This window comes from Gordonia oryzae, assembly GCF_003797185.1.
GTDB lineage: Bacteria > Actinomycetota > Actinomycetes > Mycobacteriales > Mycobacteriaceae > Gordonia > Gordonia oryzae.
The window spans coordinates 96,510-109,742 of sequence record NZ_RKMH01000015.1 but is presented as its reverse complement, the minus strand read 5'-3'; the positions used below and the strand labels follow the sequence as shown (position 1 = coordinate 109,742).

Genomic DNA, 13,233 nt, shown 5'->3' with positions numbered 1-13,233 from the left:
CGAGCGCCCGGTATCGATCACCAGATGCGCAGCCTCACTCCGAAACTTCGGCGTGTAACTCTTACGCTTTGCTCCCACTACTCCATCCTCTCTCGCCAGCACGCAGCCGGCCATCAGGATGTCCGGTAAACGGGGTCAACCTCAGGACCCCGAATTCGCGGGTAGGGTCATCGCGGCGCTCACCGAAGACCCAGCACTGCCGAACCTGACCGGACACACTCTGCTCAGCGCGGAGTACGGGAGCGAACACGGAATCATCAACAATGCTGACGCGCAGCCTGATTCGCATCGCGAAGCCTTCGGCGGCGGTCCACTCTACCCACCGACCGGACCCGCGACCCTTCTCGCCTTGGGTACTGTCTGGGCCATACGACGAGGAGGTTGCATCATGGGCAAGCGCGGCGGAAGTTCGACGAAGGGCTGGGCACAAGAACCGATCGGCGCATTGCGCGTGGGTACCGTCGGCCCGATCGCCGATTTCGACCCAGACAGCACACCTGGTTTCGATGGAGACCGCCGTCTCGGCGAGGAGTTGCTCACCGAACGCGGTGAGGTCCTCGCAGGCTTGCAGGAGTTGCTCTTCGCCAACGGCAGAGCCGGCGACCACCGCTCGGTGCTGCTGGTCCTGCAAGGCATGGACACCGCAGGCAAGGGCGGGATCGTGCGACATGTCGGCGGACTACTCGACCCGCAAGGCCTGAGCGTCAAGGGATTCGGCAAGCCCTCACCCGAGGAACTCTCCCACGATTTCCTGTGGCGCATCCGCAAGGCGCTACCCCCGGCCGGACGCATCGGCATCTTCGACCGCTCCCACTACGAGGATGTCCTGCCGGTGCGTGTGCACTCCCTGGTACCGCAATCGGAGTGGGAGGCGCGCTACGACATCATCAATCGGTTCGAGCACGAACTCGTCGACACCGGCACCACTATCGTGAAATGCGCGCTGGTGGTGTCGAAGGACGAGCAGAAGACCCGACTGGCCGAACGCCTCGACCGTCCCGACAAATACTGGAAGTACAACCCCGGCGACCTCGATGAGCGCGCCTATTGGGACGACTACCGCGAGGCCTACCAGGCAATCTTCGACCGCTGCGACTCCGACGCCAGCCCGTGGTACATGATCCCCGCCAATCGGAAGTGGTTCTCCCGCCTGGCAATCTGCGAACTACTCATCGATGCCCTGTCAGGTCTCGACCTCCATTGGCCCGCTGCAGAGTTTGATGTCGACGCTGAGAAGAAACGCCTTGCCGCACTCCCCGACTGACCTCGCCTCTTGAAGTCCGAGTACCTCTCCTGATCTATGGTCGTGGTGTCCCCCTCCCGATGGTCGAGGTGCGAGCCGCGTGCGGCGAGCCTCGAGACCCGGCGAGACAACAAGCCCCCCAACCACATCGAAAGCAAAACAAACAAGACCCGCACCCCCTACCACACCCCACCGACAGAAACTCGGCACCGAAACACATTGTCCACAAGCAGAATTGATCAAAAACCCCCTTGCATCGAACACACTGGCGACCTACACTGGAGCCATCACACCGATCAGCCGCTGGGGAGGGGTCCATGATCGAATCCACTGAAACTCTCGACACTGAAACTGTCAACGCCGGAGCAGTGTTCGCCGCCATCGTCACCCAACTCAGCGACCTGCAATGGAATCCGGACATGACCGGACCGCAAGCCTTCGGCGCCATGAAACAAGTCCTGCTGCTGCGGAATCTAGTCGATCATCACGCCACCACCCTCACCGGTGACATAGACCGGCTGGGCGTCGCCGATCACAAGACCACCCGGCTTCGGGAATTGTTGATCAGCTTGGGTTTCGCACCCGCCGTCGCGTCACGGTATGTGCGGGTCGCGGCCACCACCGACATTGATCTGTTGTTGGCGCACGCCGCCGACGGGTCCATCTCGTCCGAACACGTCGATGCCATCGTCCGCGGGTTGGCGCACATCGACACCCGATGCCCCGAACCTATGGACACCGCGCAACGGTATGAATTTCTGCGGACACTGCTGTCGCATTACTTCGCCGGATTCACTCCCGCCGAGATCACCACCCATGCGCGGCAGCTGGGCAACGAGTTGGCGGCTGACACACCGGGTGGGTTACCGGCCGCGGAGGACAAGCAGATCAACTCCTACACCGACCGGATCACCGACGACGGCCGGCTGGAGATCTCGGCGAACCTCGACATCATCGCCGGAGAAAAGACACGGACTTTGATGGAAACCTTGTCAGCGCCCAAGCCGCAACCCGATGGGTCCCCGGATCCGCGGACACCCGAGCAGATCTGCGCGGCCGCGTTCGAAACGATCGTGGAGTTGGCGGCACAAGGATTGGCCGACACCACCTTCTCGGCCAAACCGACCAACGGACTGTTGTGGACGTGGTCGGCGGACAACCCCGCGCTCGGCGGCGAGTTGCAGAACATGGGTGCCATCACCGAAGGCACCGCGACAATGCTGTCGTGTGACACCACCATCACCAAGATCATCCTCAACCCCGACGGCGTACCCCTCGACGTCGGACGCCAAGAACGGCTGTTCACTCCCGGACAACGGAAAGCGTTGCTGGTGCGGGATCGCGGGTGCATCACATGCGGAGCCCACGCCGGACGCTGCCAAGGACACCACATCGTCCACTGGGCCGATGGCGGTCCCACCGACCTCGACAACGGCTGCCTGCTGTGCAGCAGCTGCCATGACGACGTGCACCACCATGGCTGGGACATCATCATGGGATTCGACCGACACCCCTGGCTGATCCCACCCGCCAGCATCGATCCGAAACGCCGACCAGTGCCATCGTATCACCGCCGCACCATGCGACTCGACGACGAAGCAGCCTGACCCGAAGCGCCTCCGCTACTACCTGATTCCCTGCACCCGGTACGGCCGGGACCGCATCTGATCTTTGAGAACTCCATAGGGATAATCCCCACCCGATGGTCGAGGTATTCGAGCGTTTTTAGCCCGGAACCCTCTCGGCACAACAGGTCTCGAGGCCCGTCGCTGTCGCTCCTCGGCACCTCGACCATCGGAGTGGGAAGACCACCGGATGGGAATCGCCCGAACGCGCAACCATCCGACGGCCGCGAGGTGAGAGCGCCACCGGGCGGGAGGTAGTGCGCTTCATTCCGAGTCTGGTCACCCACCTTCGGCTGCCTGTCGGCATTGGCTCACAAGTCACTGAGCGCTACGCTCGCGATCCTCAACTCCGCGATGCCCGTCGGGTCCGGACGCTGACCCTCGACGACGCAGCACACCGTGGGACACAAGCCCTACGACGATGGCCCAGAAGGCGCCGCTGATCCCCCAGAACGTCACGCCCGCAGCTGCGGTGACGAACGTCAGACCCGACGCGATCCGAAATTCGTTGTGGGTGAACGCACCAAGTAGAGCATTGGCGAACGTAGCCAGCAGCGCGAGCCCGGCCACGGCCTCCAGCAGTCCCGGTGGCGCAAGCGCAGTGATCGTGACCAGCGCTCCGGAAGCCAACGCCAGCACCAGATAGCTGATGCCGCCGGACACACCTGCGATCCATCGACGGGCTCGGTCGGTGCCCGCCTCCTCGCCCGCTGCCAGCGCCGCCGACAACGCCGCCAGGTTGATGGCATGCCCACCGAACGGTGCGCCGATGACCGTACCCATCCCGGTCACGAACATCGCAGGACGCCAGGGTGTTTCATATCCGAAAGATTTCAACACCGCCACGCCGGGAACATTCTGCGACGCCATCGTCACCACGTAAAGCGGAATGGCCAACCCGACGATCACCGACACATCGAATTTCGGAGTGGTCCAGGCGATGTGCGGCCACCACTGCGTCGTCACACCCACACCGTGCACCGCGACGTAGCTGCAGATCACGACGAGGGCGGTCACCAACGCCAGCGGCAACGCCCAGCGGGTCAGCCATCGAGTCGCGATGAGCCACACGGCGAGGATCGGCAGCGTCAGCAGTGGCTGCGCGGCAAGCGATTTCATAGGTGCCAGACACAGCGTCAACAGAACACCGGCCAGCATCGCCTGTGCGATCGGAGCAGGTATCCGGCCGATCAGATCACCCAGAGCCGGGATCAGCCCCGTCGCCAGGATCAGCATTCCTACGACCAGAAAGGCTCCGACCGCAGCCCGCCAACCGGCGTGATAGTCCGCGCCGGCGGCCACCAGCATCGCAGCTCCCGGAGTCGACCAGGCCAGGGTTATCGGTCTGCGCGTGACCACGCACAGGACGAGCATCCCGATCGCGAAGGTTACGGTGAGCGCGAGCAGACCCGACGCCGCCTGTCCGGGATCGGCGCCGACCGCACGCAACCCGGCGACCACCACGACAAACGACGACGTGAAGCCGACCAGCGCAGTGATGATTCCTGCGGTGATCGGTTCGGTGATCGACGACGACGCCGGAGAGGTGGTCATCGGGCCACCATAACGCTATCGTTCTGTTTATGGAACATCCGGCGAAATCTGCGGTCGGCGCTCGTATCACCGCAGCCCGCGAGCGGCGGGGCATGAGCCTGTCAGCACTCGCCCGTGCCGCCGGCGTTGGCAAGGGATCGCTGTCCGAGCTCGAATCCGGAAGGCGCAACCCGACTCTCGACACTCTCTACGCCGTCGCCGGCCCGCTCGGGGTACCGCTGACCGCGTTACTCGGCGAGGAGTCCGGCACCGAGGGCTCAGGCCCGTACCTCTCGGCGCGACTTCTGCACGTCGAGCATCATCCCGGCGGTGCCACCACCGAAGTGTTCTGGCTCGCGGTCCATCCGGGCGGCACCACGACTTCACGTGCCCACGGAGTCGGCGTCGTCGAGCATGTCCGGGTGGTACGCGGGCACATCACCGCCGGCCCACTCGGGGCCGAGAACACCGCCGGACCCGGCCGATCCCTGCAGTGGATCTCGGATTCCGACCACAGCTACCGAAGTGACGACGGCGCGCTGGCGGTGCTCACCATCGACTCACCCGAGACACCCACCACCCCCGATCCACAATGACCCGACAGACTGCGACCCGACAGACTGCGACCCGACAGACAACGTCCCCCACGGCCGAAGCCGTAGGGGACGTTGGGAATTCGTATCAGCGTGGGTCAGCTCAGCTGGTCGCGCGACCGGGCGCCTTCTTGGCCGGGGCCTTCTTCGCCGGGGCCTTCTTGGCGGCGGCGATCTTCTTGGCGGGCGAGTCGTTAGCGGTGCGCGCCTTGCTCTCCACAGTGCCTGCCGCGCCGTCGATCTTGGATGCGGCGGTCGCGGCCTGCGCCTTGACGATCTCGCCGGCCTCGGTGACGGCCTCGGCGGCCTCGTCGAGCTTCTCGCCAGCCTCGAGTGCAGCCTCATCGATCTTGCCACCGATGGCGTCGGCGGCGTCGTCGAGTGCGTCGCCTGCCTCACCGACGCGGGCTCCAACAAGTCCGGCGATCTTGGCGGCCTGCTCGCCGACCGAGCGGGTCTGAGTCGAGACGACCCCGAGGGCGTCCTCGGTGAGGTCGACCGCGTCGTTATAGGTCTTCTCGGCGCGTGTCAGACCCTCTTGGACCAGCGGCTGCTGACGCAGACGTTCGAGGGTCTCCTCGCCGCGCTCGGCGAGCGAGTTGTAGAAGGTGGTGGCCAGCTCGACATAGGGCTCGGCAACCTTGCGCAGTTCTTCGGGATTCAGCTTGGCGCGCAGCTCGTCGATGCTCGGGACCTCATCGGGCAGGCTGTTCAACCGGCTCTTGGTCTCCTCGAAGCGGGTGCTCGCGGTCTCGGTGGCGGCTTCGGTCCGCTCGCGCAGCTGCGCGACGGCGTCGGTTACCTGCGCGATGGCCAGATCGCCCGCGCCGACGACTGCATAGAAGGGGTTTGCCAGGGTTCGTTCGGCGGTGCTCATTTCGGCCTCCTTGAGGGGGTTGTCATAAGTTCAGCAGCGCAACGAATGTCGATTCTCGAGATCAGCGAATGACCGTCGGGACGGTGAAAACTGGTCGCGATCATCGGTGTTGCGGCGCTTCCATCTACTAGTATCCACTCTTCGCTAGCAATTGCAAGCGCTTTGTTAGCACGGTCATAGCAAGACAGCGGCCCACAGCGCGCTACGAGCCGGCGACCCCTTCGGGGTAGGAGTAGAAACCACGACCGGCCTTCTTGCCGATCCGACCTGCCTCGACCATCCGCAACAACAGCGGTGGTGCCGCGTAGAGCGGTTCCTTGAATTCGTCGTACATCGAATCGGCGATCGCCTTGACGGTGTCGAGGCCGACGAGGTCGGCCAGCCGCATCGGACCCATCGGGTGCGCACAACCGAGCACCATGCCCTTGTCGATGTCCTCCACGGTCGCGAAACCGGTGTCGACCATCCGGATCGCCGACAACAGATACGGCACGAGCAGCGCGTTGACGACAAACCCGGAGCGATCGGCCGATCGGATCACCTGTTTGCCCAACACGTTGTGGGCAAAGGTCTCGGCGCGCTTGCTCACCTCGGTCGCGGTCTCCACTGTGGTAACCAGTTCGACGAGCGGCAGTACCGGCACCGGGTTGAAGAAGTGCATGCCGATCACCCGGCCGGCGCAGTGGGTTGCCATGCCCAGCTTCGTGATCGGGATCGACGACGTAGTGGAGGCGAGCACCGCATCAGCGTCGGTGACGACCCTGTCGAGGCGCGCGAAGACCTGGGTCTTGGCCATTTCGTCCTCGACGATCGCCTCGCACACGATCTGCCGATCGGCGAAATCCCCGAGATCGGAGGTGAATCGCAGTCGGCACGAGGCTTGTTCGCGTTCGCGCTCGGTCAGCTTGCCGCTCGACACACCGTGGTCGAGGGAGCGCAGGATGCGCGACCGCCCGGCACTGGTCAGTTCCCGCGTGGCCTCATAGACCAGGACGTCGGCGTTGGCGCGAGCGCACACCTCGGCGATCCCGGCACCCATCTGCCCCGCGCCGACGACGCCCACGCGCGAGACGACCTCACCGGACATTGCAGCACTCCTGGCAACAGATCAAGCAGAACCCAGCACTCGATGTAGCTACACGACAACGAACTTCGACAGCGAGGCGTGACCCACGGGGGGCGACGACGCCGCTCCTACGGGAACAGGCGGCCCGCAACGTGAGTCGCGGGCCGCCTGTCTGGTACGCACAATCGCGGACAGTCGAGTCCTAGTGGAACTGACCTTCCTCGGTCGAGCCCTTGAGGGCTGCGGTCGAGGTATTGGGATCGACGGTGGTGGCGATCTTGTCGAAGTATCCGGCACCGACCTCACGCTGGTGCTTGGTGGCGGTGTAACCGCGCTCCTCGGCGGCGAACTCGCGCTCCTGGAGCTCGACGTAGGCACTCATCTGGTTGCGGGCGTAGCCGTAGGCCAGATCGAACATCGAGTAGTTGAGGGCGTGGAACCCGGCCAGCGTGATGAACTGGAACTTGAAACCCATGGCGCCGAGCTCGTTCTGGAACTTCGCGATGGTCGCGTCGTCGAGGTGCTGCTTCCAGTTGAACGACGGCGAGCAGTTGTAGGCCAGCAACTGGTCCGGGAACTCGCTCTTGACGGCCTCGGCGAACTTGCGAGCCAGCTCCAAGTCGGGCTTGCCGGTCTCCATCCAGATCAGGTCGGAGTACGGGGCGTAGGCCTTGGCGCGGGCGATGCAGGGCTCGATGCCCTTCTTCACGCCGTAGAAGCCCTCCGCGGTGCGGGTCCCATCGAGGAACGGCTTGTCGCGATCGTCCACGTCGGAGGTGATCAGGGTCGCGGCCTCGGCATCGGTGCGGGCGATGACGACGGTCGGCGCGCCGGCGACATCGGCGGCCAGGCGAGCCGAGGTCAGGGTGCGGATGTGCTGCTGGGTGGGGATGAGCACCTTGCCACCGAGGTGGCCGCACTTCTTTTCCGAGGCGAGCTGATCCTCCCAGTGGGTGCCGGCGGCACCCGCGGCGATCATGGCCTTCTGCAACTCGTAGACGTTGAGCGCGCCGCCGAAGCCGGCCTCGCCGTCGGCGACGATCGGCACGACCCAGTTGTCGACCGAGGTGTCGCCCTCAACCTTGGCGATCTCATCGGCGCGCAGCAGCGCGTTGTTGATGCGACGCACGACCGACGGCACAGAGTTGGCCGGGTAGAGCGACTGATCGGGGTAGGTATGACCGGAGAGGTTCGCGTCACCGGCGACCTGCCAGCCGGAGAGGTAGATGGCCTTGAGGCCGGCGCGCACCTGCTGGACGGCCATGTTGCCGGTGAGGGCACCGAGCGCGTTGATGTAGTTGTCGCCGTTGACACCCTCCCAGAGGATTTCGGCGCCACGACGGGCCAGGGTGGGGTCCTCCACAACCGAGCCCTGCAGCTCGACGACCTGGTCGGCGGTGTATTCGCGGGTGATGCCCTTCCAGCGCGGGTTGGTGTCCCAGTCCTGCTGGATCTCCGCGGCGGTACGGGGCTTTCCGACGTTGCTCATTAGCCACTTCGCTTTCGTTGTACTACTCGGCCCGACGTGACCGATGGTGGTCCGGCCCGTGCGTGACACCGAGCCGAATCCCTTGCTGACAGACGCCCGGATTCGGAGAGTGATGCAATCGATGGCCGCGATCGGAAGGCCGCCGTCACTTTTGCGAACTCGCCGAAGTGGTCCGGTTGTGTCTGCAATCAAGAGTGACACAGGGCAAAGCCGCAGGTCCAGTAAGGTTTGCGCTGTGAACACTGGCCACGATTCGCTCCGGTTTTGCAAATGTTGCAAAAGCCAACGTGTGAAGACCGGGTCCGCTGCATAAAAAAGTACGCGCGTACTGGGATTTTCTGCGGTCCTTCCGGTGCCCTCGATACGAGGGCCGATGACACACGTGAGCGCCGGCCGGCCGCGTCCGGCCGTGGGAATGTGACGACCTTCACACGCAGCCGACAAGGTCAACGCCGGCGGAAACCGCAAAATGGCGCGGCGCGGCGCCGTCGTCAGCCCTTGCGGCCCGCCGTGGCCACCGACAGCGCACTGCCGAACAGCGTCACGAAGTCCTGTTCGGCGAGCGGGGGCTGGGCGGCTGGCGGCGCCGCTGGCGGCGCGACGGCATCGGTCGGGTCACCGGACACCGTCAGACTCACCGAGATCGGAGCGGCGCCACCCGGCCGAGCGACGATCGCGTAGCCCACATAGTCGATGCGCGTGCGGACCGACCGATCCGCCAGAGTGGTCGTCGTCGCTGACTTCACGAGCAGCATCTGCTCGACCTTCTCCGAGTCCTTGCCGAGTTCGGGCGTGGCCATCTCGGTGTGCTCGGTGACGATGCTCGTCCCGGCGAGGTTGCCCGTAGTGATCCGCGTCTGCGTGCGCGCACAGGCACCGGTCATCACGGCCACGTCGGCGCCGATGTCGCGCATCTGTGTGGTCACCAGCTCGACGAGCCCCCCGAAAGAGGCTTGTGCGGCCAGCACCGCCGAATTCGCCTCGGTCAGGGTCGGGTTGAGCCTCGCATCGGCGGTGGGCCGGCATTGCGGCGGAGTGATCTCGGTGGAGTCAGAGGCGGTAAGTTGCGTGGAGTTGGAGTCGACGAGCTGAGGCACCGACAACTCGGTGGCGGTGAAGCCGACCGGCAACGTCGACGGGTCGAGCAGCAGGTCGGCCGGCGCCGCCGCCAGATCGGGGACGGTCGTCGGCGCATGACCACACGCCACCGTCACCGCTGCGACGAGGCCCACCACCAGCGCCGCCGGCCCCGAGCCCGTCCCCCTGCGCCGATGAGCGCGCACTACCCGCACGCCGTCACCGTACCCTGAAGCTCGTCGACTCCCCCGGATCAGGAGCATCGACTTGGGCGGGTCGCAGGGGCGGTGAGGACGACGGTGAGCGACGGAGGCGTGCGGTGACCAAGACCTATGCGGGTGCGCGAACCTACGTGGGTTCACGCCTGCGTCAGTTGCGTTCAGAGCGCGGCCTCTCGCAGGTGGCATTGGCCCAGACACTCGAGATTTCCCCGTCCTATCTCAACCAGATCGAACACGATGCGCGGCCGCTCACCGCCAAGGTGCTCGCACGGATCACCGAGACCTTCGGCGTCGACGCCGGGTTCTTCGACTCCCAAGACGACGTCCGCCTCGTTGCCGAGCTCCGCGAGGTGCTGCTCGACGACGACGTCGAGGCCACCGACACCGCACTCGACCCGCAAGAGATCAGTGCGATGGTCGCCGGGCACCCGGACATCGCGAACGCGATGGTCACGCTGTACCGGCGCTACCGCAACTCCTCCGATCAGCTCGCCGCGGCGACCGACGAACGCGGCGACCGATCAATGCGCGGCGCGATCACCGCACCGCACGAGGAAGTGCGCGACTACTTTTATCAGCGCCGCAACTACCTTCACGAACTCGACGTCGCCGCAGAGGAGATGACCACCCGGATGCGAATGCATTCCGGTGATGTGCGCCGCGAGATCATCGATCGCCTTCAGACGCGTCACGGGGTCACCGTCGTCCGCCGCGTGGACCTGGGTGACTATGTGCTGCACCGGTTCGACCCGGGCACCCGCCGGCTGGAGGTGTCTGCGGCGCTGTCGTCGGGGCAGCGCGCCTTCAAACTCGCGACTGAATTGGCGCTGCTCGAGTTCGGTGATCTCATCGACGAACTCGTCGAGGCCGGCACCTTCACCAGCGACGAGGCCCGCTCGCTGGCCAGGTATGGCCTGGCCAACTACTTCGCGGCGGCAACACTGTTGCCCTACAGTCAGTTCCACGGCGCGGCCGAGGATTTCCGGTACGACATCGAACGGCTCTCGGCGTTCTACGCTGTTTCCTACGAAACGATTTGTCACCGGCTCTCGACGTTGCAGCGGCCCAATCTGCGCGGCATCCCGTGGTCGTTCGTGCGTGTGGACCGGGCCGGCAACATGTCGAAACGACAGTCCGCCACCGGATTCCACTTCTCTTCCTCCGGCGGCACCTGCCCGCTATGGAACGTGTACGAGACGTTCGGATCACCGGGCAAGATCCTCACCCAGATCGCCGAGATGCCCGACGGCCGTGAATATTTCTGGATCGCGCGGACCGTTGAGCGTCGGGCGGCACGGTTCGGCCAACCCGGCAAGACCTTCGCTATCGGCATGGGATGCGAGCTACGACATGCCGCGCGCGTTATCTACTCCGATGGGCTCGAGATCGGTCCGCAGGCGCGCATCACCCCGATCGGTGCCGGTTGCCGTGTGTGCGAGCGCCAGCACTGTGCGCAACGTGCCTTCCCCTCGCTGGGCACGCGTCTGCGGGTCAACGAGCACGGGAGCACAGTCTCGCCGTACATGAACATCTGACGAGACCGCACCGGCCGGCGAAACGTCGTGATCAGCCCGCCCGAGGCAACGTCGGAAAACGTTTGTGCCGCCGGACGATCACACACAAACATCGCGATCCGCCTGGCGCACATGCGACGATCACCAACACGAGGGTGCGCGTGAGTACGGTGATCGTGAGCAGCACCGCGACCTACACCACCGCGCCGCCGCCGTGAGGACTGCCGCCGTGAGGACTGCCGCCGTGTGGACTGCCGCCTGAGTTCGACCAACCGATCCGAGGGCGAGGGGTCAGTAGACCATCACCCGGACGTTCTCGGCGACGCATGCGGGCTTGTCGGCACCCTCGATCTCGACGGTGTTGCGCACCACCATGGTCACACCCTTGGGGCCCTCCTCGACGGAGGTGATCACGGCGTTGGCGCGGATGCGGGAGCCGACCGGCACCGGATTGGGGAAACGCACCTTGTTCAAGCCGTAGTTGATGACAAGCTTGGGGCCCTCGACGGTGAAGATCGACCCGGCGAGCATCGGCAGTAACGACAGCGTCAGGAAGCCGTGTGCGATGGGCGCACCGAACGGCCCGGCCTTCGCGCGCTCCACGTCGACGTGAATCCACTGATGGTCGCCGGTGGCCTCGGCGAACTGGTTGACCCGTTCCTGGGTGATCTCGAGCCATTCGCCGGAGCCGAGGTCTTCGCCGATCGCGGCCTTGACGTCATCGAGGGAGCTGAACACGCGCGGTGTGATAGTCGTCATAATCGCCGTAGTCTACCGTGATGCCATGAGCACCCCTCGGATCGCTCCCGGCGGATTCGGTGACCTCGGTCCCGCCAATTGGGCGTTTACCCGCCTCGCCGCGCGCGTCACCGGAGTCCGTGACACCCACATCTTCTCCACGCTGGGTCGCACGCGAGGTTTGTTCCGGGCGTGGCTGTACTTCGGGGCGCGGCTGATGCCGTTCGGGACGTTGTCCCGCAAGGACTCCGAGATGGTGATCATCCGCGTCGCGCACCTGCGCGGGTCGGCCTACGAGCTCGACCATCATCGTCGGATCGGCAAACGCGCGGGCATCACCGATGACGAACTCGCGCGCATCCTCGACGGTCCCGACGCCGGATGGGGCGACCGCGAACGCGCCATTTTGCGGGTGGTCGACCAACTGGTGACCACCCGCGACGTCGACGACGTCGCGTGGGAGGCGCTGCGCCGCCATCTCGACGAGCGCCGCACCATCGGCTTACTTCTGCTCGTCGGTCAGTACGACATGCTGGCCACCACCCTGCACACCCTGCGCGTGCAGCTCGACGTTCGCACCTGAGCCGTTCGCCGATGGGATCATTTGCCGCGCGGATGATGAGTAACCCGCTGTTCTCCCGCGTCTACGAGCATGCATGGCGGCCGGTGTTCACCCGCGGCTTCAGTCTCGGCGGTCCCGAGACCGCCGACTACGACGCCGCACTGCGCGCCTTCCTGCGCCGGCCCGGTGAACGCATCGTTCTCGACATCGCTTGCGGGCCTGGCAATTACACCCGAGACATCGCTGCAGGCCTCACCGGCGACGGACGGGTTGTCGGCATCGACTACTCACCGTCGATGCTGCACACCGCGGTCGCCACCAACAGCATCACCCGCGCGAGTTACCTCCGCGTCGACGCGCACGCAATCCCGTTCGCCGACAACACCTTCGACGAGGTGATCTGCCTGGCAGCACTCTACCTGATCCCCGACCCGCTCCCTGTGCTCGACGAGATGCTACGGGTGGCGCGCCCCGGTGCGCTCCTGGTGGTGTTCACCTCGGTGGCCGGACCGGTCTCGACGATACCCGGGGTAACGACGCTGGCGACCATCGGCGGCTACCGCGTCTTCAAGCACGACGAGATCACCGGCGCTCTGCGCCGAGGCGGTGCCGAGCACATCGAGCAGAGCGTCATCGGTGAGGGGCAGTACGTGCTGGCGTGGGCTCCCGGTGCGCACTGACCGGACGCACCAGCG

The 13,233-nt window shown here is 65.2% G+C and carries 12 protein-coding genes; 6 read left to right on the top strand and 6 right to left on the bottom strand.

Features of this window, described 5'->3' with window-relative positions; genetic code table 11:
• Nucleotides 1–388 precede the first annotated feature (388 nt).
• Nucleotides 389–1,264 (top strand): polyphosphate kinase 2 family protein, encoded by an 876-nt coding sequence (locus EF294_RS17950; protein WP_123932322.1) that lies wholly within the window; start codon nucleotides 389–391, stop codon nucleotides 1,262–1,264.
• A 296-nt stretch (nucleotides 1,265–1,560) separates the two neighbouring features.
• Nucleotides 1,561–2,850, top strand: coding sequence for an HNH endonuclease (locus tag EF294_RS17940; protein WP_123932320.1), 1,290 nt, complete (start codon nucleotides 1,561–1,563; stop codon nucleotides 2,848–2,850).
• Between the two features lie 336 nt (nucleotides 2,851–3,186).
• Here the strand turns inward: EF294_RS17940 and EF294_RS17935 are convergent, their stop codons facing one another.
• Nucleotides 3,187–4,422 carry a benzoate/H(+) symporter BenE family transporter gene (locus tag EF294_RS17935; RefSeq protein ID WP_123932319.1) on the bottom strand — a complete coding sequence of 412 codons (1,236 nt, stop codon included), beginning with the start codon at nucleotides 4,420–4,422 and terminating at the stop codon, nucleotides 3,187–3,189.
• Nucleotides 4,423–4,451: 29 nt separating this feature from the next.
• Here EF294_RS17935 and EF294_RS17930 point away from each other — a divergent pair, with 29 nt between their 5' ends.
• Nucleotides 4,452–4,997 (top strand): helix-turn-helix domain-containing protein, encoded by a 546-nt coding sequence (locus EF294_RS17930; RefSeq protein ID WP_123932318.1) that lies wholly within the window; start codon nucleotides 4,452–4,454, stop codon nucleotides 4,995–4,997.
• Between the two features lie 100 nt (nucleotides 4,998–5,097).
• Here EF294_RS17930 and EF294_RS17925 read toward each other — a convergent pair whose 3' ends face one another.
• From EF294_RS17925 to EF294_RS17910, 4 genes are all read right to left on the bottom strand, one after another.
• On the bottom strand, nucleotides 5,098–5,871 hold the full coding sequence (locus EF294_RS17925; RefSeq protein WP_123932317.1) for a heparin-binding hemagglutinin: 774 nt from the start codon (nucleotides 5,869–5,871) through the stop codon (nucleotides 5,098–5,100).
• Nucleotides 5,872–6,073: 202 nt separating this feature from the next.
• Nucleotides 6,074–6,958, bottom strand: coding sequence for a 3-hydroxybutyryl-CoA dehydrogenase (locus EF294_RS17920; RefSeq protein WP_123932316.1), 885 nt, complete (start codon nucleotides 6,956–6,958; stop codon nucleotides 6,074–6,076).
• A gap of 181 nt (nucleotides 6,959–7,139) precedes the next feature.
• On the bottom strand, nucleotides 7,140–8,426 hold the full coding sequence (gene aceA, locus EF294_RS17915; protein ID WP_123932315.1) for an isocitrate lyase: 1,287 nt from the start codon (nucleotides 8,424–8,426) through the stop codon (nucleotides 7,140–7,142).
• 491 nt (nucleotides 8,427–8,917) lie between these two features.
• On the bottom strand, nucleotides 8,918–9,718 hold the full coding sequence (locus tag EF294_RS17910) for a hypothetical protein (protein WP_123932314.1): 801 nt from the start codon (nucleotides 9,716–9,718) through the stop codon (nucleotides 8,918–8,920).
• A gap of 104 nt (nucleotides 9,719–9,822) precedes the next feature.
• Here EF294_RS17910 and ramB point away from each other — a divergent pair, with 104 nt between their 5' ends.
• Nucleotides 9,823–11,259, top strand: coding sequence for an acetate metabolism transcriptional regulator RamB (ramB, locus tag EF294_RS17905; RefSeq protein WP_123932313.1), 1,437 nt, complete (start codon nucleotides 9,823–9,825; stop codon nucleotides 11,257–11,259).
• Nucleotides 11,260–11,529: 270 nt separating this feature from the next.
• Here the strand turns inward: ramB and EF294_RS17900 are convergent, their stop codons facing one another.
• Nucleotides 11,530–11,997 carry a MaoC family dehydratase gene (locus tag EF294_RS17900; RefSeq protein ID WP_123932312.1) on the bottom strand — a complete coding sequence of 156 codons (468 nt, stop codon included), beginning with the start codon at nucleotides 11,995–11,997 and terminating at the stop codon, nucleotides 11,530–11,532.
• 25 nt (nucleotides 11,998–12,022) lie between these two features.
• On the opposite strand from EF294_RS17900, the gene EF294_RS17895 reads away from it, so the two are divergent.
• Entirely contained in the window at nucleotides 12,023–12,559 is a 537-nt protein-coding gene (locus tag EF294_RS17895; protein ID WP_123932311.1) for a carboxymuconolactone decarboxylase family protein, read from the top strand.
• 11 nt (nucleotides 12,560–12,570) lie between these two features.
• A complete protein-coding gene (locus tag EF294_RS17890; protein WP_123932310.1) occupies nucleotides 12,571–13,218 on the top strand; it encodes a class I SAM-dependent methyltransferase in 648 nt (215 codons plus the stop codon).
• Nucleotides 13,219–13,233 lie beyond the last annotated feature (15 nt).